This window comes from Streptomyces sp. NPDC057249, from assembly GCF_042669245.1.
In the GTDB taxonomy this organism is placed as follows: Bacteria; Actinomycetota; Actinomycetes; order Streptomycetales; family Streptomycetaceae; genus Streptomyces.
Map to the genome: position 1 here is coordinate 99,723 of NZ_JBHUXS010000014.1, position 21,736 is coordinate 121,458.

Below are 21,736 nucleotides of genomic sequence, written 5' to 3' on the forward strand. Positions count from 1 at the left end.
GTGCCGGATCACCGGGGCACCACCGCCGCTCCCGCCAGGTCGTACACCGCGAAGTCCGTCACGGGCCGGTAGCCGACGCGCTGGTACACGCCGTTGCTCGTGGGGTTGGCGAGGTCCGCGAAGAGCAGCACCTCCGCCGCGCCCTCGGCGAGCGCGGCCCGGGAGGCGTGGGCGGTGGCGGCGGCCCCGAAACCCCGGCCCCGCAGCTCGGCCGGGGTGTAGACGTGGGCGACCCGGATCTGCCCGGCGACCGGCGGGGTCAGCGCCGCCATGGAAACGGGGACGCCGTCCGGGGTCTCCCAGAGGGTGACGCGGCGGTCGGCGATCCGCGCGTCGGCCCAGGCTCCGGGGTCCCGGTGGCCGCCGCCACCGACGGCCCGCACGAACTCCACGTACCACCGCGCGACCAGCTCCCGGTCCCGCGCCTCCGCGATCCGGCCGCGCCCCTCCGGAGCGGGTTCCGGCCATCGGAGCTCCCCGAGCCGGTAGAGCCGCAGGCGCTCGTGGAGCCGGACCCCCGCGCCCGTGCGCGCCCGCCACGCCTCGGCGAACGCGGCGGCGGTCGCCTCGTCCGCGTTGACCCCGGGGACGGGGTCGCCCACGGCATGCAGATGGGCGGCCAGCGAACCGGCCTCCCCAGGCGTGAGGGGCGTGACGATCAGCCGGTAGGGCGGCGTCCGGAAGTAGGCGGCGCGCACCTCGCCGCCCCGCTCCAGCACCCCGAAGACGGGCGCCTCGTCCCCGTACGCCTGGGGCCCCCGCGTGCGCAGCCCCTCGCACACGGTCAGGGTGACGGTGTGCAGAGCGGGCCGCGACCGCAGGAAGTCCCCGGCGCGGGCGAGGAAGGAGTGAACGTCCGGAACGCGAAGCCAAGTTGAGGAATCCATGGCACATCCTCCCGTGACGGGAGAGGGGAGCGCCCGTGGTTTTCGGCTGCCTACTCGACGTCGATCCCGTACTCCGCGACCAACTCCTCCAGGCCGCCCCGGTACCCCTTGCCGCCGGTGACGAACTCCCAATCGCCGTTGGCCCGTCGGCGGAACGAACCCAGCACCAGCGCGGTCTCGCCGGGCCGGCCGTCCGAGACGTCCAGCTGGTCGAGCGGGGCGCGATCGGCGTCGAGCAGCCGTATCCCGGCGTCGGTGAAGCCGGACAGGTCGGCGTCCGGGTTGGCCACGGGGTCGACCGCGGCGATGATCACCAGCCGGTCCGCGCGCGCCGGGAGCGCGTCGAAGCCGACCCCGATCGCGGCCTTGTCGGGTGCGACGGGGATCAGCGCGCGGACCGAGCCGTCCGGGGTGCGCGGGTTGTTGAAGAACACGAAGTGGTCGTCGTCCAGCACGCGGTTGCCCCGGCAGACGAGCGCGCACACGTCCAGGGCGACCGACCCCGACCAGTACATGCCGAGCACGTTGTGGTCGTCGTCGCGGCTGCCGCCGGCGCGGCGCTCGCCGTCCGGCGCGATCCGCGGGGCCGGGACCGGCCGCTCCCCGCCACCGCCCAGGCGCCCGCGCAGCCCGTGCCGGTGCAGCAGATCGACCAGCTCGGAGCCCGGGACCAGCTCCAGCGGCTTGCCGTTGGCGAAGGTGTGCGAACCGGGGCCGAACGTGGAGGTGGTGACCAGCACGCCCTTGTTGGCGCCGGTGTCCTGGACCGTCCCGTACAGATCGCGGACGGCCGTCGGCGGCACGGTGTTCCGGTAGCGCTTCACCTGGACGACGATCTTGCCGCCGCGTATCGGCGTCGGGTCCAGCGCGTCGACGTCCACGCCGCCGTCGTTGGAGCGCTGCGTGGTGACGGCCTGCATGCCCATCGCCCGGAAGAGCTCGGCGACCAGCGCCTCGAAGGCGAGCGGGTCCATCTCGTACAGGTCCGGCTCCTCGTCGCCGCCATGGGTCACGACCCCGTTGCCGACGTCCTCGGGGACCCGGCCGGGCCGCACCGCCGCGTACTGGTCGGGACGCGTGGACAGCTGCCCGCGCAACCCGTCCACCAGGCAGTTCACCGCGTTGACCTGCTCCAGGTGCAGCTCGGCGAAGTCCGCCCGGGCCGCCATGACCGTGCCGAGGAACATGGGCACCCGCCGCCCGGTCACCGGGTCGTGGTCGTCCACGAAGCCGTTCAGCGCGACCGACTCCAGGGCCCCGAACTCGTCGGCGGCGAAGAGATCGCGCAGGACGAGCAGCAGGCACTGGGCGAGCACGTCCCGGTACAGGGCCCGGCGCTGCGTGACCGGCCGGGGCGACTCCTTCTCCTGATCCGCGTTGATCAGGTACCGCACGGACTTCGCTTCCGGGACGACGTCGTACCGGGGCAGCTCCCAGTTCAGCACCAGCTGCCGCGCGCCCGAGTCGTACGCCGCCGACACCTGCCGGGGCAGCTCGTCGGGCCAGCCGGTGGAGGCGTAGAGCGCGGCGGAGAAGTACGCCACGGCCGCCTCGGCGTCCCGGGCACGCAGTCCGGCGGTCATCTCCGCGATCCCGGCGTTGTGGAGCCGGATCTCCGCCAGCCGCGCGTCCGCCCACTCCTGGTACTGCCGCTGGTACGTGGCGAACTGCGCCTGCCGCTGCGCCTCGGCCGCCTGCGCCGCCTGCCGGTCCCGCTCGAACCGGGCCCGCGCCTCGGCCTGCGCCTGGGCCCGCCGCCCCGCGGTCCAGCCGCCGCCCTGCGCCTCGTACCGTGCGGGGTCGGGCATCGGCACGGGCTGCGCCAGCGGCCCCGGCGCGAACGGCTCGACCCGCTCCGCCCGCGTCAGCGCCGAGGCCCGGAACGCCGGCGCCCGGCACCCGGCCGCCAGCAGCCCCTGCAACGCCTCGACGCGGGCGTCCAACTCCCGCGTACGCCGCCGCGCCTCGGCCTCACGCTGCTCCCGGTAGGCGGCCTTCCGCTCCCGCTCACTGGCCCGCCGGCTCCGCTCGACCTCCCGCTGATACGCCAGCTGCGCCCGCTCCTGCTCCCGCCGATGCCGGGCTTGCGCCTCCTGCTGCCGCTGCTGCTGCCGTTGCGCCTCGGCCCACACGGCAACCAACCCATTGGAGCGACGACTCATCCCGCCCAGGCCCTCCCCACAGCAGTGATGCCGCAACTTTAATGCGCGAACGGGCCCGCGGCCCACGAAGTCGGCGGGTTCGGGGGGAAGTTGGAGAAGCCGAAGGTGCGAGGATGACGCGAGGACGACCCCGCCCGTCGCGTGGACCTCATGGAGGCTCTGATGCCGCTCGCTCCGCTGCCGTACATCGACGAGCACGCGACGGTCGTCGAAGCGCCGGCCGAGGCCGTCTGGCAAGCCCTGAGCGAGACCCTGGACCACGCCTTCGCGGGCCCCGGCGCGACCGCCTACGCCCGCCTGGTCGGCGCCACCGACCGCACGGCCTCCGGCCCCCGCCCCCTGACCGAGGGCGCGACGCTGCCCGGCTTCCGCGTGACCGCCGCCACCCCTCCCCGAGAGCTGACCCTCTCGGGCCGCCACCGCTTCTCCACGTACACCCTGACCTTCCGCCTGGAAGCGCTGACCCCGACCCGCTCCCGCCTGCGCGCCGAGAGCCGAGCCACGTTCCCCGGCCCGACGGGCGGCGCCTACCGCCTCCTGGTCATCACCACGGGCACCCACGCACTGGGCATGCGCCGCCTCCTCGGAGCGATCCGCCACCGCTCCGGACAGCCCCCGAACGCGAGCGGCCCCGGACCACGATCGGTCCGGGGCCGCTGACACGGTGCCCCCGGCAGGATTCGAACCTGCGACACCCGCTTTAGGAGAGGGATCGAATCCTTGCCGGGTAGTGCCCGAGCCTGCTGCGTGGTGCTGTCCGGCCTGGTCAGCGCCACGCGGCTTGGTACTCGGTCCTGCTCGTGGCGCCTTGTGCCTGACCGTCCGCTCACGCATTGCGCACGCATGGAAGAGGTGTGAGGTCCCGCTGCCTCGGCGACGGCCGAAGGGCATATCTTGGCCGCCACCGACGACTGCCAGGGCCCGGAGGACCAACTGGGCGGCACCTGCGATTGAGGGTTGCGGTCGCTCGGTGCTGGTCGGAGGAGACAGAGGGCTGCCGTGCGTCAGGCGGGATCGTGTTCCTTCCAGGCCAGCACCTGGGCCGTTTCCAGGGGCCAAAGGTGGTCTCTGTTCTTGTCGGGGCGTCGAGTCTCGGCCTCCTGCACGTACTGCTCATGCCAGCGCAACTGTTCCCGGTGGAGCCCGGGGCGGGACAAGCGTCCGATGGCGGGATGACAGGCCGCGATCACCTGCGCGAGGACGAGTGTGGTCTCGGCGTCACATGAGGGATCACCGGGGCGGTCGTGCGGGATGCCGTACCACTCGGCGACCGCTTCTAGGGTGCGCCCACCGGGGCGGAATGGTTCGGCGTGTCGGTCCAGGACCAGCGGGTCGCAGATTGGCGACAATCCGTTGGCCAGGCGCTGGGACAATGGTGTGAGTCCATGCCGGAGCAGTTCGGTCTCCAACGTAGTGAGCACGAACGGAGCGTGCCAGACCACTAGCGGTTCCTTGGCTGCCAAATGTTCGGCTAGCGCAGTCGCCAGTTCTTCCAATGCCTGGGAGGCAGGCTTCCCGCAGGCACGTGCGTGCTCCACCGAAATGCTGTGATTTTTGCGAGGTGCGACGGAGACAGGTCCGGAACCAGGGGCAATGAGCCAGGACTGGTCCGTTCCGTCAGTAATGCGCACGACCGCGCTGAGAATGCGGTCGACGCCGTAGCGGTTGCCAGTTGTCGCGATGTCTAGGGCCATGAGACGGCGTCGATGCCAGCCCGGATGGTGGCGGCGGGGCGGCGGCGCCGGCTCACGGACGTGTTCGCGGTGGTAGACGTCCCATCCGCCGAAGCCGGTATCCACGAGCACTCCGAGCCTTGCCGGAACGATCGATCCGCAGACCTCGCACTCTCCGTCTCTCTGGTTGGAGCGCAATGCGGAGGCATCCGATGTGGTGCCGTCCCTGTCGGGTGTCGGTGCATGAGCCGGGTGGTAGACCACCCAGTCGCCCCACACGCTCCGGAGCAGCACGCCAGCCTCGGCCACGACTTCCGCACCGCACCGGGCGCAGCGGCCAGCGTATTGGTTAGCCCGTACCGAACTGTTCACTACCTCACCTCAATGGTGATCTAACACCGGAGTAGAGCGTGGTACATGCTTCTTGGATCGACATGAGTAGGGCACTGACCCGGCGCGATGTCGTCGTGGCCGGCAAGCATTGGGCAGTGTCGGATTCATGGTGTTCCACCGTTGGGTCCGGCGAGGAGTCGCGCAGCACGATCGGGATCGAGGTCCCATTGCAGGGTGACCGTCATCACGCTGTCCAACAGTTGGTAGTCGTCCGTTGGATGACCGGTGATGCCTTGAGCGATCGACGTCGCGAAGTTCGTTACGTCCGCATCTCGGAGAGCTGAGTCCTCAGCGAACTCGGCCTCCACCCTGCGAGCGAGGGAGTTGAGGAAGTCCATGACCTCGTCGATGACCGTGTCCACGGGGCGGAGTCTCGCGATGGTGCGGTGCGCCTGCTGGAACTGCCCCGCGGCTTGATCCGCGATGCTCTGGTGCAGCGCATGGGGCTCTCGCAGAGCCGTCAGATACGCCAGGCCGGAGAGAGTCTGGAGAGACTGGTGCGCACCGATAACAGCATCGGTGAGAGGAGTCGGATGGGCCCCAGGTAGTGCCCTGCTCCAGGCATCAAAGAGGTCGATTCCAGGCCACAACGTCGTCTGGAGTTGGCGCGCGAGAAGCCTGATCGGTCTGCCGTCGACGAAGGGCACGAGCAGGACTGCACTGCGATTGCCCTGCGGCACGAGATGGTGACGCATCAGAGCGCTCAGCTGTTCCAGCGCTGCTGGCCATCGAGTGAGCTCGTCCAGCTCCACGCCTACCGCCAACTCAGTGGCAGGCCAGTACGTCGCGTCGGCAGCCGGGAGCGGCCGAGCGTAGACCTGAACAGAGAGCCCTGCGGCCTCGGCATCTGCCTGAAACCTGTGCTGGGCGGCGACTGCTCGTGCGTCGGCGGTTCTGCTGGCGAGTTCTGCCGCCCGGGCGAGCGCGCGCGTGGAAGGCCCGGACCGCGCTGCCGTCCTGAGTTTCCTCTCGTCCAGGGTGCCCCAGGCCAATTCCGCCAGGACCGCGTACAGGTCGGCAAGGGATTCTTCCAACCGATCAAGGACGGCTGGTGGTTCTTGACCGATCAGGTGCCAGCGCTCCTGGTCCCGCACGTTGGTCACGCAGTCCCGCAGGGTGTCGCGGACGTAGCAGGCCAATGCTCCGCGTTGCTGTGGGTCGATGATTCGCCGTGTGAGGTTGTCCGCGATTCCGTCCACGAGATGTTGGAGGTTATCCACCCCACCGCCTGGAGCAGCGTCGTCGGCGGACATCGCAGACAGGGAGGCGGTGTCGACTGGCAATGTGAGAGCTGCGGCCTGCTCGCGCAACGCCGCTTGCGCCGCGAGAAGTTTGGCGATGTCCTGAGGACGGCTGCGTCCGGTACACCAAATCCGGGTGAGATCCGTCAGGTACTTGTACAGCATGGGAAGCATGGTGCTTCCCGCAGATGCCCGACTCGTCCAGTCACCGGTTCCGGCCGCAGTCGTGGCTATCAGAGCCTGTGCGCGAACCCACGCTATCTGGACGGGTGCACGGTCGTATTGGCGTGATATGCGAATGATTCCACTCGTGAAGTCGCCGAAGGTAAGAGGGATACCGCCGGGCAATAGATTCTGGACGTCCTCGCTTTCGCAGTGCGGAAGACAGCGAAGCAGGATTTGGCCGAACGCTCGGGTCGACGGTTCCATGTCCGGCTGGGCCAGATCGGACACGTGCAGCAAACGGGCGTACGCAACCGGACTACCATCTCGCTCCATCACGGACAGCTCGGTGATCCACGGAAAATGGGACTTGAGCCTTGTCAGGACGGCTTCCTCTCCGCCTACGAGCTCAAGCAAACCCACGGCCAGGGTCAATGACACCGCTCGCGCTGCCGTGAGGAGGTCTCCCAGTATCTCGACCGATGCGTCGGCCAGCAAACGGGCGAACGGGGAGCTTGCGAGTGCCGACGGCCAGCCCGTGAGGTCGAGATTGATTCCAGTGAGCACCGCCAGGAACCGCTGAGCCTCAGCTGGCTCCCCGCACAGCGCGAGCCCTCGCACCAACGCGGACGTTCCCAAACGCTCGGCCAACATGTCACGTAGAGGCGAGTCGAGTGGGCCAGTCGTAGAGATCTCGGCCATAGCCAGAGCAATCTCGGGTTTCAGGTTGGGCAGTGGATCCCCGCCCAACAGGGCGAGTTGCAGGAGGGTACGACGAAGAGCGGGCGCCACCTCGTGCCGGTCGAGGATGCGCGCCCAGTCAGCGGCATATCGGCCGAAGTCAACCAGCCGCAGTGCCTGGAGAGCACCAGCCGTCGCAACCACCCCGGGCCTGTGTCCGAGCTCGATCGCGATCTGCTGCAGTACGACGGAGTCCAGGCTGGGACGTTCGCTGAGAACGCTCGCCACGAACGGCTGGAGTTGCGCGTCCGTCAGTATCCGCATCACGGCGCTGACGGTCTCGCCCAACATCGGCGGCGGCACCGCGTGCACAGCATCGGCCAGCCTGCCAGAGCGCAGCTGATGAAGCCCGGACAGGTGACCCGTCTGCTCATGAACGAGATGCTCGTCAACCAGACGGGACAGTGCCGCTCGCAGTTCTACGTCCTCGATGCCGAGTTGCTGCTGGAGCGCCCGGATCGAGAGGTTGGCACCCCACCGATGGGCTACTGAAACCCTGGCCAGAATTTCGATCTCCGTCTGTCGCCCTTCGATAACCCGTCGGTCGATCTGCTCCGACAGAACATCCGAAAGCCGCTGTCCCCGCGTAAGGAGGTGAGTGAACTCCAGAGTCAACCCACCCGCTGCTTCGTATGCCTCTTGCCAGTGTGCGGCTTTCGTGACCCCGGACGCGGACAACCCGGCGTAGAGCTGCTGGGCGACCTCTTCATCGAGCGTGACTGTGATCCGGGTGCAGTCGGCCCGGCTGCGAAGCAGTAGCAGATCCTCGCTCCGAGCCGAGCCCAAAAGCAGGACGCCGGGAATGGGCGCGAGTGCACGGTGCAGGGCGTCCCACGCCTCTGCCGCTCCTATCCCGATGCCGTCTACCACGAACCCGACCGGTGAGCGCGTCGAGGGCTTCAACGCTCTGGCGAGCCGTACCAGCGAGGGGATGTTTTCGTTCCGCAAGAGCCTGACCCGATACCAGAGGACGTGCCTGGTCACATAGGCGGCCGTCCACATAATCGTCGACTTGCCGACCCCGGACGGGCCGGTGACGAGGATGTTCTCCCCACAGTCGATCGCCTTCGCGACCTGACCAGTCAGAGTCGGCCTGGGGGCGGGCAGCCCGGCGGCGATGTGGCCGGGCTGCACATCGATGCCTTCGAAGAAACCAGTCGGCCGAAGCGGCCGGTCGAAGTCCACGGGCTCGCAGATACCCGCCGCCAGCGCTTCTTCCAGCGATGCGCGATCGATGGTTTCCGCGACTTCCTGCGCGATGCGCTCGATGCTCGTCCGGCTGAGCCCGGCCGCCTTCGACAGGCTCATCTCCGCATTGATGTCAGCGTGGCCCGCCACAGCGTCGCGCATGGCCAGCACGACCGGCTCCGCTGCTGCCGGCAGCAGCCCGAATCGTTGCACCACTGCGGTGCAGGTCTCATCCGCCGCGATACGCCACGGCAGCACGTAGAGGCTGACAGTGGAGCACCAAGCGTCGATCTCCTCCCTGCTCAGACCGGCCTGAGCAGCCTTCGTGTCAAGTTCGCGCAGCACCGGATGATCCGTCGAGAGATCACCCAATGGGCTGCCCCATTGCGTAAACCACTCACCGTTCACAGGGCGTTCAAGAACGAGCACAGGTCGACCGGCCACTTCCGCCTGTTCACGCTTCGCGTGTGCCTTTGTCATGGTGATGAGATGCTCGGCAACGTCGGAAGCGGTGAAGTCACCGACCCGTTCCTGACGTGACTTCACCTGGACGTGCCAGGGCGTCTGGCCTTCACAGGAGAGGTCTTCAAACCCTTCGGGAACGATGCGATCGACGACGAGACCGCCGGACAGTACGCGGCCGCACAGCCACGCTCCGACGGCGTCCTGGTAGTGGAAGCCGCGGCCGGCCCGTGCGCCCGAGCGCGTCTTCGTCCACAGGTGCCCTGCGGGTTCGTTGCCCGGATCGTTCTGTTGCGTAGGCGCGGCGGGCCGCAGTCGTCCTCGCTGCCGTTGGTTCTTGCTGGCCATGCAGGAAGCATGACAGTTCAGCCGGATAGCCGAGGCGAATTATCCAGGCGGGGCTCTGCACAGAGAGACCTCTGGAGGCGGAAAAGATCATGCGGGGACATTAAGCGCGGCTGCAGTCCTCGACCGATCAGCCCTGCGTTGGCGTGGCACCTAGATGGAGCCACTGGCGTCCCAGCCCCTCCAGTCGCTGAAGCACAGTATGAGCGGAAGCGATTGCTCGGTATCCGCGACTCGACCTCTCCACGACCGCGAGACGCGCTGATGCCAGAAAGGCGAGTGTGCTCGTCACGTCGTCCGCGTCCACGCGCTCCCCACGAGTACGAAGTTCACGCCTGAGGTCGGTTACTTCGAGCCATGCACCTTCGTGCAGCGGATCTCCGGCTTCGATGAGGAGGATGTCGAGCAGAACACGTTCAAGCTGAGCGTGACGAAGCTGATCCTGTCGAGCTTGGCAAAGCAGGTCGTCGCGTTGGTCGGCAGGCATAGCAGGGTCGATGAGTGGGTGAAGAGAGGCGGGGGTGAGAGGGGTGAGCGCCTGCGCCCGGACGGCTTCGCCCAGAGTGCCGGTATAGACAAGGGCGATTGAGGGATCGTCGTCGGCTTCTTCCTGCAGCCTGGGATCGAAGCCAGGTCCGACGAGCAGGGTGAGGTCGGCACCGACTTTGGCTCGATGGAGCGGAAGACGTGAGAGGGACTGGTGGACGACGCGCCCCTTGGCGGACGTCTTGGCTTCGACGGTGAGGACGCGACGGTACACGCCCACGCCAATACGGACCACACCGTCGGCATGACCCTGACCGCCGATGTGATGTCCTGGCATACCGAGGTAGGAGAGGGCCGCGATGACTGCCCGCTCTAGGCGCTCGGGAGATGAACTTTCGTATGCTGCCGACTCAATTTCCGTAGCCAGCGCTTCACCATGCGCAGCAGCTGCTTTCAGCTCGGGCATGACGGCGGCCTCTGGAGGCACCGTTGAGTCCAGCGGGGACATGCACGGGGTGGCCGCCCGGAAGGCGCGGCCCAGAGCTGTGACACGGTATGTGGTCCACGAAGACTTGGCCACTAGGCCGCAGGCCAACAGCAGATCCAGACGGGCCTTGACCGCGGTGGCGTGCAGTTGGCGATTGCCAGAGGGCGTATACACATGTGCCCGATCGGCAAGGCCGGCGGCGGTCGCAGGCGTCACGTTATCGAGTTCGTGCAGGATCTCCGCGAAGTAGAGGATGTGGCCTTGAATGATCCGGGCCAGGTCGAGGGGCTCGTTGCTTACCACCCAAGCGGCGCCTGCCTCCGTGGCCGCCCAACTGGTTGACGAATCACGGCGAATCAGGCCCAGTGCTTTGGCCGCTTCCCGGGCACTCTTCGCACTCGACGGGGTCTTGATGCCTGGGAATGCCTCTTGGAGCAGGGCGGTGAACGAATTGTCAGTGATGGAGGGGATGACTGCCTCCGTAAGGAGTCGCAGCGCCTCCAGCCGACCATCGTTGTCCTGCCGTCCCGGCACGTAGAGGACTGAAGCGTGAGGGCGGTCTTGCAGGGCTTGCTGATTGAGCCGCTCGAGCAGCATGGCCACGGCTGGCGGGGGTGTCGGTAGGTCGCTCGGCTCGTCGTCGATCTCCTGATTGCCAGGGACGAGTAGAGGATGGATTCGCTGCCCCGTTGCGGTCAGATGCACCTGTCCGTCGAACAGATCGGCCAAGCCGAGGGCCCGCAGCCAGTTCGTCCGGTCGCGGACCGGACTAGGTGAGTCCCACGGGAGCCCGAAGCGTCGTGCAGTGTCCACTAATTCTTGGTGTGTTGCAGGCTGCTCGGCCAGTGCTCCCATCAGTTCCCCGATGAACCGGACATGCCGGTGGAAGATGCCGATCAGATCGCACGGATCGCCGCTCTCCAACCACTGTAGAGCTGACGCGGTTGGCAGGAACCCGTCTTCTGTCCTGCTCAGCACACCTGCTCGGACGAGTTCCGGCAGTATGCGACTGGAAGCCCGGCCCTCTACGGGAAGCGTGGAGTCGTGAGTTCGACCATCTGCCGATTTATGCAGACCGGTGATCAAGTTGCGCAGCTGGCTTTCCCACCCCGATACCGAGCCAGACATCTTGGGTACTGAACTCGTACGCAACGACCAGGCGAGCGGGTAAATAATTTGCCCCATGGGGCGGGACAATATTTACAGTGCTGAAACCAAAGGGAGGATGATTGTAAATTGCGTCAGATTGCTCAAGTGGTTCCCTTCGGTGGCTATTTCTGAACGTTTTTCGCCATTTCTGATCGGTTATCGGCTGGGCAGGTAGGCCGGTCAGTGCGGACTGCATCGTGGACGCTTGAATGCCTACTGGAGGACAGGGGGTCGGCCGGGAGGAGGTTCCGTGCTTCGGGAAATCTCCGGCGCCCTCGTTGCCCGTCCTTCATGCTGACGGGCATGCACCCTCGTGACAAAGAGATATGGCTGGCGATCGACCAGGGCGTCCGGGCGATCGACTGGGAGGCGTGGTTCGGTTGCCCGGAGGGCGCCGACTACCTCTCGCGCGCAGGCCACGAGGTCACCGCACGTGCGGTGGCCGGGCTCACCGCGTTCCTTGGCAGCGGTTGGCTGCCAAGGGCCGTGACCCCCTCCCCTGCCTCGGGCCGGACGAGCGACACTTTCGTCGGTCTGGGCCGGGCCGCCCCAGTACTCCAGATCATGAAAGGCGCCGAGCAGGGAGCATGGGTGGAAGCGGTCCGGTGGTGGGCGGCGTACGCGCTTCTGGAGGAAGCAGGGGTGCCTGGCCTTGCCTCGGTTAGGCGGGATGTCCGACGCGACATCACCCTGTCCCGGTTCCTACACACCCAGACGCAGGCCCGGCTCGCGCTCATGGGGGTGTCCCGGGGACTCCCGGTCGAGCTGGAGCCGACGAAAGCCAGCGGCGGTCCCGGCGATATCCGAATCGGTCCGGTCTTCATCGAGGTCGTGACCTTCGCCGAGGACCAGAAGCTCCAGGATTACGAGAAGTTCCGCCAGAACTGCCGAGTTCACCTCCTTACCCTGGACAGGGGCCGCGACATCCACTGGGAAGGCGACTTCCCCGAACTCCTCAACGGCGACGACTTCGAGACGTGGAAGAAGCGGACCGAGGAGGCCGCTCAACAGTGCGCGGACTTGGAGACTGCGGTTGAGGTTCTCAGTAACGCCGGAAGGCGGCTGACCGTCCACCCCGGAAATGCGCCCCAAGGCACCACCTTGACCGGGGAGACCGTGGAGAGCGACCAAGGCAGGCGGCTGCTAGGCAAGGTGCGGGGCAAATGCCACAAGACGGCAGGGGCAGGCACCGCGTGGATTTGGGTGGAGGACCACAGCGGCCTCTTCTACTTTCCGATGCCCTTCGCTGCAATGTCCCTCCCGGCCAAGACTGACGCGCTCGCGGATCTGTTCGGGCCGCTCTTGGAGGAGTACGTCCATGTCGCCGGAATCATCGTGTCGAACGCGGCCCGCCGACGCCTACCGCTCCCGTTGGACGAGGACGCGCTGCGCCCTGCTGCACAGGGCTTCCAACGGGGCCTGCCCCTCGACCGGGTCCGCGAGACGATCGTGATCCCCCGGAAGATACTTCTGCCTGATCAGACGAACCTGATCGCCAGAATGTGCGATGCCGAAGCTGCTGTACTCGACTGGGCCCTGCTGAGACTCGGTGTCCCCGGGGGTGTGAGGTCGCTCCTGGCGGATTGGTCGACGACGCGCCAGGTTTCCCCGCTGTGGACGCCCTGAGCCGGCCTCGGCGGTAAAGGTGTGTGGAGTCACCTAACCCAGTAGTAAGCACCCGAGAGCAAGCTGGCTAACGACTGGCCGGGTTACAGCCAACTTTCGCGGAACGCGGCTTGTTCACGTCGTTACTCGCCGGTCTCTGTTGATGAAACCGCTCCTTTCTCGCATCCTGGAAGGCTTTCCGTCGAGCCATGACCTGGGGGATAGGTGTCTCATAACTCTGCTCTGCGTGCGAACGATCCAGAGGCGGTCCACCGCGCGCGCCAACTTATCGAATACATGCGCGAAATTGTTCGCGGGTCGTATAAGCCGGTGCGGGACTGCCAGAAGTATCCGGAGGTCCTCTGGCTCTCCAGCCTGCCGGACGACAGGCTGCAGCGGCACCCGGACGGCGACCGGCTGCTGCTCAAGGTGCCACACCGCCCGCCAAGGCCGGCTCCTGCACTGCCCGAGGTGCTGGTGGGGTGGGTCGACCCCGAGGCCGCCACTACCGCGACGCCCGAAGCGCCACCGCTAGCCGAGTCGGGTCCAGGGCAGGGGTGGCAGGAGGACGAGAACGGAGACCTGTTCGAGGTTTCCGAAATCCTCCGGGAGGAAGCACACGAAGTGCTGCGGGCCTACTCGCGATGGCTCGAAGCGTGGCGTAAGTGGTCGGAAAAGGAGCGTGTCGACCAGCCGTATCGGGAACTTCATCAGCAGCTGTACCGAATGGTGACCAGGATTCAGCAGGACGGTGAGGAGTATGAGGCTGTGCTGGGTTCCGGATTCCTGAATATCGGATCTGCGCGTCCGTCGGCGCGGATAGCCCGGCACATCCTGACGGCGCCGCTGATACTCACCATGAATTCCACCGATATGACCATCACCGTCGCTCTCACGCCCGGCGACCCCGCACGGCTGGAGGACAGCGAGTTCCTCGGCGCGGACGAGGGATACAGCACACGGCTACTGAGCCCGCTGCGGGACCGTGTCGACGCGGACGGCTTCCATCCGCTGTCCCGTGACTCTCAGGATGTGCTTGCTGATTGGTCGGAGAGGGCGTTTGGTATCGATCGCGCGGTGGCGTTCCACCACGGCTGGGGCCGCCCGCCTGCCGACCCGGCACTGCCGGTGCCCACACTCGGGTTCACGCCGGCGATCATTCTCCGTCAGCGGGGACAGGGCGCCCTCGTGAACTTCTACGATGGCATCGCGAACCGCCTCGCCCAGCCTGGTGCAATCGCGCCCCTGGGGCTGGCTCAGTTGTTGTACCAGCTGGAAGCGGAGGACCGCAGGGTGTGGGGCACGGCGGGTGGCCGGGACGTGCCCCCCGCCCTCGGCCCCGATCCGCTGTTTCCGCTGCTGTCGAACGAAGCCCAGCGGGAGGTGCTAAGGCGCCTTCAGACCGATACTGGCGTCGTCGTTCAAGGGCCGCCCGGCACGGGAAAGACGCACACCATCGCCAATCTCGTCTGTGCCTTGTTGGCGGACGGCAAGAGGGTGCTCGTGACGAGCGAGAAGAGCCAGGCGCTGAAGGTCCTGCGGCAACAACTGCCCGCCGAACTGCGCAGCCTATGTGTCCTCCAGGGCGGCCGGCGCGAGGACGGCAGTGGAGACCTTGAGCAGTCCGTGCGCGCACTCTCCCAGCTCAGTGCCACTCAGTCGACGGAGCGTCTCGACGTGCGGATCAAGGGCCATGAGTCGTTGCGCTCGAAGCTGTCCGACACCCGCGCGCGGCTTCGGGACGAACTCCGCACTGTTCGTGAGGCGGAGTGGTACGAACACCTCGATGTGGCACCCGGTTACGAGGGGCGGCTCGCGGAGATCGTGGAGACCGTCGCTGCCGGTGCGCCGAAATATGACTGGATGCCCGCCCTGCCCGCATCGGCACCGCGAGAACCCTCGCTCAGCGAGGACGAGGCCCAGCGCCTACTAGGTCTAGTGGCCCGGCATGGGGCTGAGGTGCTGGAAGAGCGTGCCGCCCGCTGCCCAGACCCCGCAGACTTTGTGGCACCCGTGTTGTTCGAAGAGGCGGTCAACACCTTGGACGCAGCGGTGCGCTCCTGCGCCGAAGCGTCGTCCGACACGCTGTCCGTCGAACTCGCGAATCAGGGGCCCGATCTGATCACGACGTTGGTAGAGCTTCTGGATGCAGCTGAGCACGCACTCCAGAGTGAAGGGCTACCAGGTGAGCCAGCGGCCTGGTTGCCGGGCGAATGGACCACGCGTGCCCTGCGGGACGGTATGGCCGGCCAGCGTAGCCAGTTGTGGGACGCAGTGCGCCGGTCGGCCGCACGCGCTGAGGAGGTGCAGAGCGCGCTTCAGCGAAATCCCTTTGCCGTGCTCGACGTACCTGAGGTGGCGCTCGCCGAGGAGTCGCGCCTCATCGCCGCTGGGAGGGACCTCGAACAGTTCCTGCGAGGTGGCGGCAAGCTGCGGAAATTGGTGCCGAAGCCGGTCCAGAAGGAAGCACAAGTCCTGCTTCAAGGTTGCCGAGTGGACGGGCGACTGCCCAGTACGCCGGAGGAGATCTCCGCACTCGTGGCTCACCTGGCCGCACGCCAGTGCGTTCGGCAGCTGAACGAGCGCTGGCAGAGTGTCGGCGCACCTGCCGCCGAGGGTTCCACGGAGGTCGCTCTGTCGGAGCTGCTGGACCGGGTGCCGACGCTCCGTGCGGTGGACGGGTTCACTCAGTCCGTGCGTACGCTGCACGACGTTCTACTCAAGGCCCGAATCAAGGCCACAGTGCGGACGGCGCAGCAGTGGGACGACGTCCGTACATCGGCGTACTGTGCGGGACTGCTGCTGCAGGCCCGAGCGGCGGAGGAGAGGCTCCGGTCGATCGGCGAGCAGCTGCCGCGACCCGATGCCCATGGAGTGGCTGAGCTGGCGGAGGTTCACCGAGCCGTCACCACCCGTGATCCGAAAGCGTACGTGGCCGCGATCGAGTCACTGACCGAGGCGTTCCATCGCGAGGCCGATCGCCGGGAGGCCCGCAAACTCCTGGACCGACTGTCCGGGGATCACCCCGAACTGTCCCGGCGCTTTGCCGAGTCCCCGACCGATGCGGCTTGGGAGAGCCGCTTCGTGCACTTGGACGGTGCCTGGGCATGGCGGCGTGCGCGTACCTTCCAGGACACGATGCTGACACCCGGCAGGGAACCCAAGCTGGAAGGGGAGTTGGAAGCGGTCGAGGCGCAGTTGAAGAGCACGGTGACTCAACTGGCGGCCGACAGAGCGCTGTACCACTGCTTGGACCGGATGACGGCCGGCCAGAAGCAGGCACTGAGTGCCTACGCGTCGGCCACGGCGAACGCCGGCAGGGGAATGACGGCACTCGGCAAACGGCATCTTAAAGCGGCTCGTTCCGCGATGCGTGACGCACGTGACGCGGTGCCGGCGTGGGTTATGCCGATAAAGCAAGTAGCCGAAATGATCGATCCCGAGCCGGACGCCTTCGATGTCGTCATCGTGGACGAGGCAAGCCAGGTCGGTTTGGACGGCCTGATGCTGCTGTGGCTCGCTCCGAGGGTCATCGTCGTGGGTGACGACAAGCAGTGTGTTCCGTTCTACACGGGCGGTAAGCATGAGCGTTTCAACGAACTCCTCGACTCACTCCTGCCCCATCTCACCGACTGGCAGCGGGACGGGCTCAGCCCCAAGTCGAACCTCTACGACCTGCTGTCCGCGCGCTTCAGCGAGACGATCCGGCTCACCGAGCACTTCCGATGCATGCCAGAGATCATCAAGTGGTCGTCCGCTCAGTTCTATCCCGACAACGAACTCGTACCCCTGCGGCAGTACGGAGCGGACCGGCTGCGGCCCCTCGAAGTCGTCCACGTCCATGAAGGCCACTGCGAAGGACGGCGAGAGACGCTGATCAACAGGCCCGAGGCTGAGCGCATCGTCGCCAAGTTGCAGGAACTCGCAGAGGACGAGGCGTACGCGAAAAAGAGTCTCGGAGTGATCGTGCTCCGTTCCGGACACCAAACGCGGCTGCTGGAGAATCTCATCGACACACGGATCGACTCCGCGGTCCAGGAGCGGCACAACATGCGTGTGGGCACGGCCGAACAGTTTCAGGGGGACGAACGGGACGTCATCCTGCTCTCTCTGGTAGTCGATGCTGACAACACTCGGGCCCTGACTGGCCAGGGCGACGGAAGGCGATTTAATGTGGCCGCCAGCCGGGCCCGTGACCAGATGTGGCTGTTCACTTCCGTCACGCCGGACCAGCTGCGCAGCAAGGACCTGCGCCACTCCCTGCTCACCTATATGCAGGCGCCGCCGGAACTCCAGGGAAGCTCTCCCGGCCTTTCCACGGTGTCACCCGACGATCGATGCGAACCGTTCGACTCTCTGTTTGAGCAGCGGGTATTTCGCAGGATCAAAGAAAACGGCTACCACGTCGTTCCCCAGTGGAAGGCCAGCGGCAAACGTATCGACCTCGTCGTCGTCGGAGAGACGGGGCGCCTCGCCGTGGAGTGCGACGGCAGCCCGTATCACTCCTCCCCCGACCAGATCCGTGACGACTACGAGCGAGAGCGGGAACTGCGGCGGGCAGGCTGGCAGTTTTGGCGTGTCCGGAGTAGCGAGTTCGCTCTGTCTCCCGAGGATTCGCTAGCGCCGCTGTGGAAGCGCCTTGATGCTCTGGGCATCCGGCCCGGGGTCATCGAGCATACCCAGGGCGAATCGGCGAGCACATGGGTCCCGGTCGAGGTGGATGATGCCGACCTCACCGCCGATGAACTCGACGCCATGCTCGATGAGGATGCGTCCGTCCATCTCGAAGGAGTCTGATGTGAACGAGATTTTTGACGACAGCACGCTGACAGAGATCGCCCACCTGATCTGCGGGGACGAGACGTCGCTTCACTACCGGAAGGGGTACGAGATTGCTGCGTTCTTTCAGCGGGCGGGCTGGGACGACGTTCCGGACTACGACGGCACACCTAGACACAAGTGGGCCCGGGAACTCCTCAAGGAGCGGCAGGAGGACGGCACGGACGACGCTAAGCGCGCAATCCTGCGCCTCGCGAACCGCCTTGAGTACTACAACCAACATCACGAGTACCGCGCCACGCTAAAGCGGCTTAACGAGGTACTCGTGCTCGACGGGCGCCGGATCGGCGCGGACGGAGGTCAGCCGGCCCTCGTCCGCTGCGAAGCCGGTTTCGAAGACGAGGTACTGCAGCTGCCGCGTGTCGAGCTGAAGGTCTCTGTGAAGGATGTGGTGAGCGACCCGGATCTCGCTACAGCCGTGCAACTTAGGCTGGACGAGGCACGCACCTGCTACGAGCACGGCGCCTACACGTCGGCGATCATCATGCTGGGCAGCCTTCTGGAGGGGGTGCTCGCCCATGCAGCACAGGTCCGCACCGCGGACGAACGCATGCCGAAGCCGTTGCGGAACATGGGGCTGAATGACTTCGTGGACTTCGCATTCAAGAACAAATGGATCGAGCACGATGCCAAGCTGGCCTCTGAGCTTGTCCGGCACTACAGGAATCTTGTCCATCCCCTGGCGGAGAAAAAGACCGGACACAGTCCGAACCGCGACACGCTGGACATGTGCTGGCCGGTGGTGAACGCCACGCTGAACGATCTTGCGGCGACAGCAACAGCCAGCCTTATCCCGACCTCTGTACCTGTACCCGCAGAGCGAGGTCGTAGCCGAAACGCCAATGCCTCCATACAGCGCCCAACGCCAGCCTCCGTTGCTCGTCGTCCGGGCGGCGCTCCAGTGGTGGGCACTTGAGCTGAGGGGCCAAGATGAGCGCTTGCGGAGAAGTGCGCATCGCGCCATTTAGCGGCCGGTGCGGATTATCACCGTGAGGGCCGGCGAGGCCAAGACGAGTGCTGAAGTGCTCCTCGCAGGCGTTGCGAGGAGCACGGGTAAGCGTCCGTAGGCGATGCCGCCTCAGCGGTTGGAGGAGGCACGATATGCCGAGAATTGAGCCTGTGGTCGTGACGGTGCGCTGGCCGCGGTGGTCGATGATTCGGCCTACCCGGATGCAGGCGAATGGGGGGACCCGCGCGCCCGCCATCTCACTCGAAGGCAAGCCCACGAAAGGCGTTGCGGATGTCCGTCAAAGGCTGTCGGCCGCGGGTGTAGTAGAGCTTGTTGGTCAGAAGGACTGCCCAACGTTGCTGACGAGGTGAGATCCACATACCGGTGCCCGTGAACCCGTAGTGGACCCAGACTGCTTGGGCGGGAGCAGTACCGGGCGCGGGGTGCCAGAACAGACCGCGTACCGGCTGCAGCTCGCCGGTCTGGATGGTCAGCGATTCCCCGGTCCAGGCGGGGCCGAACCCTGCCCGGCTGGGCGTGTTGCTGGGGTTGAGCATGTAGCGCAGGAAGGCGCCGATGTCGTCCATGACGGTGAAGGCGCCGGCGATCCCGCACACTCCGCCCAGGAGCCGTGCGGAGAAGTCGTGGGCGGTGCCCTTGAGGTGGGTGTCGGTCTCTGGGTCGAGTTCGGTCGGGGCGCATCGTGAGGCGGTCTCGGCGGGCAGGGGCCCGAAGCGGGTCGTGTTCATGCCCAGCGGCTGCCACGTCCGCTGAGTCGCGAGTTCGTCGAGGCGCTGGCCGGCGAGATGCTCGGCGAGGTAGCCGAGAATGAGGGCGGCTCGATCGGTGTACTCGACGGCCTCGCCGGGAGGACGGTGCAGGGCTTCGTGGAGGACTCCGTCACGAACGTCTTGTGGGTCCGTGCCGTAGAGGTTCTTGAGCTGGGCTCGCAGCGGAACACCGGCCGTATGGGTTAGCAGCTGGCGGGCGGTGACGCCCCCGAGCGGGTGGCCGTCGACTTCGGACCAGAAGGTGGCGAGTGGGATGTCGAGATCGAGTTTGCCTTCCTCCCAGAGGGCGCCGATCGAGGCCCACACCGCGAGGATCTTCGTCAGGCTGGCCGCATCGAAAATGGTGTCGGGCCGCATCGGCGTACCGGGGTCGTCGGGGTCGAGCACTCCCGTGGAACCCGAGGCATGGATGCCAGCAGCGTCACCGACGGCCCATACGGCGCCTGGGTAGACCTTGTCGCGGACGCCTTCACTCAGGAGCTGTTCGATGCTGTCGGTGCGGTACGTCATGGTCTCCCTGTTCGCCGTGTGCATCCCGCCGGGTCAGCGTAGTGACGTGGGCGGGTCCGGTGGGCGATCGGCGTGGCGGCATCGTTTGGTGTGCGACGTTCATGTGAGCTGGCGGCCCAGGTCCGTCAGGGCTTGAGCGGTCGCCGAGAGCGGGTAGCGGGCGGCGTTCGCGTAGCCCGCCTGTCGGAGAGCGGGCAGCAGTCCCGGTGCGGTCCGCAGCCGGTTCAGGTCGCGGGCGAGCGCGGTGGGCTGCTTGAAGTCGGTGGCCACTCCGGACCCTGCGAGGACCTCGGTGAGGCCGGGCACGGGCTGGTACAGGACAGGCAGGCCGCAGGCTTGGGCCTCCAGCGCGACCAGGCCCATGGCCTCCAGGGTGGTGGACGGCAGGACCAGCACGTCGTGTTCGGTGAAGGCTTTCCACAGCTGTGGACGGCGGAGCCAGCCAAGATAGCGGGCCCGCACCCCGGCCCGCTGGAGCAGCGGGGTCAAGGCGCGGAACTGGGCTCTGGGGGCGGCGACGCTCAGCTCGACGCCCGGAATGGGCGCCAGGCCGGTGATGAGGCGCTCGACGCCCTTCTCGGATGTCAGCCGTCCTGCGTACAGGACTCGCAGATGGCTGGTTGACGTGCGGGCGGGTCTGGCCGGTGGATCAGTGAGCAGATGGTCGGGGATGCCCCACGGGATGTGGACGACCTTGCGGCGGTCTGTCTGCGGGGCGAGTTTGAGCAGGTGATCGGCCATGGCGCCGGTGGAGACCACGATTGCGTCGGCGGCCCTCGCTGTCTCGCGCAGCACTTGGAGCTGGTCGCGGTGGGCTTCGGCAAACAGCAGGTCGGTGCCGTGGACCATCGCGATCCTCGGGTGTGCCGGCAGGGCCCGAAGTAGGGCGGGGGTGGCGCCGAACGCGAGATGGTGCAGGTGCAGAACGCCGACCTGTGCCGGATCGATCGCGGTCACCAGGGCCCGGCGCAGGGCTGCGGCGCAGCGACTGAAGGACCGCCAGAAGTGGGAGAGCGCCTGGGTGGAGACCGGAAGGGTCTTCACCCGCGAGAACGGAGAACTGCTCCACCCCGCCAACGTCACACGGCGGTTCATCGAGCTGCACGAGGAAATCGGTCTTCCGCCGGTCCGGCTCCACGACCTCCGTCACGGTGCCGCGACGCTGGCTCACGCGGCCGGTGCCGGCCTGAAGGACATCCAGGAGATGCTCGGCCACACCTCGATCACCATCACGTCGGACACGTACACGAGCCTGCTCCCCGAGGCAGATCTGGCGATCGCAGAGGCCGCGGCCCGGCTCGTGCCGCGAGCGCGCGCCACTGCCGAGGGCATCCCGTCCGGGGCCGGCGCCCAGCCAGGTGAGGCCGACGAGTCCGTGCCAGATGGTGCTGCTCCGTGGGGCCAGATTGGGGCGGCAGCTCCCCCGTCCGCTCACGCACCGCTCACGCAAACGGCCCCGGACGAGAAGCCCGAGGCCGAGTAGGCCCCTCCTTGGGGGAGAAACCCCAGGTCAGAGCGGTAGTGCGTTGTGCCCCCGGCAGGATTCGAACCTGCGACACCCGCTTTAGGAGAGCGGTGCTCTATCCCCTGAGCTACGAAGGCGTCCGCCGGCGGACCGGCGTACCGGCGTCAGTGTAGCGGGTGGGGGTGTGCGGGCGCGGAGGGT

General features: G+C 66.9%; 12 protein-coding genes and 1 tRNA gene. 5 read left to right on the top strand and 8 right to left on the bottom strand.

Translation table 11 applies throughout. The annotated features are described in order from the left end of the window. Positions 1 to 8: 8 nt before the first annotated feature. Positions 9 to 887 carry a GNAT family N-acetyltransferase gene (locus ACFUJY_RS24860; RefSeq protein ID WP_383303457.1) on the bottom strand — a complete coding sequence of 293 codons (879 nt, stop codon included), beginning with the start codon at positions 885 to 887 and terminating at the stop codon, positions 9 to 11. A 50-nt stretch (positions 888 to 937) separates the two neighbouring features. Next, a complete protein-coding gene (locus ACFUJY_RS24865) occupies positions 938 to 3,049 on the bottom strand; it encodes a restriction endonuclease (protein WP_383303460.1) in 2,112 nt (703 codons plus the stop codon). A 162-nt stretch (positions 3,050 to 3,211) separates the two neighbouring features. On the opposite strand from ACFUJY_RS24865, the gene ACFUJY_RS24870 reads away from it, so the two are divergent. Continuing rightward, entirely contained in the window at positions 3,212 to 3,709 is a 498-nt protein-coding gene (locus ACFUJY_RS24870; protein WP_383303463.1) for an SRPBCC family protein, read from the top strand. A gap of 344 nt (positions 3,710 to 4,053) precedes the next feature. On the opposite strand, the gene ACFUJY_RS24875 is transcribed toward ACFUJY_RS24870, so the two are convergent. From ACFUJY_RS24875 to ACFUJY_RS24885, 3 genes are all read right to left on the bottom strand, one after another. Then, positions 4,054 to 5,031, bottom strand: a complete 978-nt coding sequence (locus tag ACFUJY_RS24875) for a hypothetical protein (protein WP_383303466.1) — start codon at positions 5,029 to 5,031, stop codon at positions 4,054 to 4,056. A 188-nt stretch (positions 5,032 to 5,219) separates the two neighbouring features. Beyond that, a complete protein-coding gene (locus ACFUJY_RS24880) occupies positions 5,220 to 9,257 on the bottom strand; it encodes a hypothetical protein (protein ID WP_383303469.1) in 4,038 nt (1,345 codons plus the stop codon). A 127-nt stretch (positions 9,258 to 9,384) separates the two neighbouring features. Then, a complete protein-coding gene (locus ACFUJY_RS24885) occupies positions 9,385 to 11,355 on the bottom strand; it encodes a hypothetical protein (RefSeq protein WP_383303470.1) in 1,971 nt (656 codons plus the stop codon). Between the two features lie 324 nt (positions 11,356 to 11,679). Here ACFUJY_RS24885 and ACFUJY_RS24890 point away from each other — a divergent pair, with 324 nt between their 5' ends. The 3 genes from ACFUJY_RS24890 to ACFUJY_RS24900 all read left to right on the top strand — a co-directional run bounded on the left by ACFUJY_RS24890 (position 11,680) and on the right by ACFUJY_RS24900 (position 18,736). Then, complete coding sequence (locus ACFUJY_RS24890; RefSeq protein ID WP_383303472.1) at positions 11,680 to 13,002, top strand: hypothetical protein; 1,323 nt, start codon at positions 11,680 to 11,682, stop codon at positions 13,000 to 13,002. A 276-nt stretch (positions 13,003 to 13,278) separates the two neighbouring features. Continuing rightward, entirely contained in the window at positions 13,279 to 17,778 is a 4,500-nt protein-coding gene (locus tag ACFUJY_RS24895) for an AAA domain-containing protein (RefSeq protein ID WP_383303474.1), read from the top strand. 1 nt (position 17,779) lies between these two features. Further along, complete coding sequence (locus ACFUJY_RS24900; protein WP_383303477.1) at positions 17,780 to 18,736, top strand: hypothetical protein; 957 nt, start codon at positions 17,780 to 17,782, stop codon at positions 18,734 to 18,736. Positions 18,737 to 19,026: 290 nt separating this feature from the next. Here ACFUJY_RS24900 and ACFUJY_RS24905 read toward each other — a convergent pair whose 3' ends face one another. Continuing rightward, complete coding sequence (locus tag ACFUJY_RS24905; protein ID WP_383303480.1) at positions 19,027 to 20,070, bottom strand: serine hydrolase domain-containing protein; 1,044 nt, start codon at positions 20,068 to 20,070, stop codon at positions 19,027 to 19,029. 99 nt (positions 20,071 to 20,169) lie between these two features. Continuing rightward, complete coding sequence (locus tag ACFUJY_RS24910; RefSeq protein ID WP_383303483.1) at positions 20,170 to 21,114, bottom strand: glycosyltransferase family 4 protein; 945 nt, start codon at positions 21,112 to 21,114, stop codon at positions 20,170 to 20,172. Between ACFUJY_RS24910 and ACFUJY_RS24915 the strand changes: the two genes are divergently transcribed. Further along, positions 21,092 to 21,553 (top strand): tyrosine-type recombinase/integrase, encoded by a 462-nt coding sequence (locus ACFUJY_RS24915; RefSeq protein WP_383303486.1) that lies wholly within the window; start codon positions 21,092 to 21,094, stop codon positions 21,551 to 21,553. The genes ACFUJY_RS24910 and ACFUJY_RS24915 overlap by 23 nt on opposite strands. A gap of 46 nt (positions 21,554 to 21,599) precedes the next feature. Here the strand turns inward: ACFUJY_RS24915 and ACFUJY_RS24920 are convergent. Beyond that, positions 21,600 to 21,672 (bottom strand) — tRNA-Arg (locus tag ACFUJY_RS24920). Positions 21,673 to 21,736 lie beyond the last annotated feature (64 nt).

Bases quoted from the DNA above. Each gene is read 5' to 3' on its own strand.
- ACFUJY_RS24890 (WP_383303472.1), top strand. From the start codon at position 11,680: ATGCACCCTCGTGACAAAGAGATATGGCTGGCGATCGACCAGGGCGTC.
- ACFUJY_RS24895 (WP_383303474.1), top strand. From the start codon at position 13,279: ATGCGCGAAATTGTTCGCGGGTCGTATAAGCCGGTGCGGGACTGCCAG.
- ACFUJY_RS24860 (WP_383303457.1), bottom strand. From the start codon at position 887: ATGGATTCCTCAACTTGGCTTCGCGTTCCGGACGTTCACTCCTTCCTC.
- ACFUJY_RS24865 (WP_383303460.1), bottom strand. From the start codon at position 3,049: ATGAGTCGTCGCTCCAATGGGTTGGTTGCCGTGTGGGCCGAGGCGCAA.
- ACFUJY_RS24905 (WP_383303480.1), bottom strand. From the start codon at position 20,070: ATGACGTACCGCACCGACAGCATCGAACAGCTCCTGAGTGAAGGCGTC.
- ACFUJY_RS24885 (WP_383303470.1), bottom strand. From the start codon at position 11,355: ATGTCTGGCTCGGTATCGGGGTGGGAAAGCCAGCTGCGCAACTTGATC.
- ACFUJY_RS24880 (WP_383303469.1), bottom strand. From the start codon at position 9,257: ATGGCCAGCAAGAACCAACGGCAGCGAGGACGACTGCGGCCCGCCGCG.
- ACFUJY_RS24870 (WP_383303463.1), top strand. From the start codon at position 3,212: ATGCCGCTCGCTCCGCTGCCGTACATCGACGAGCACGCGACGGTCGTC.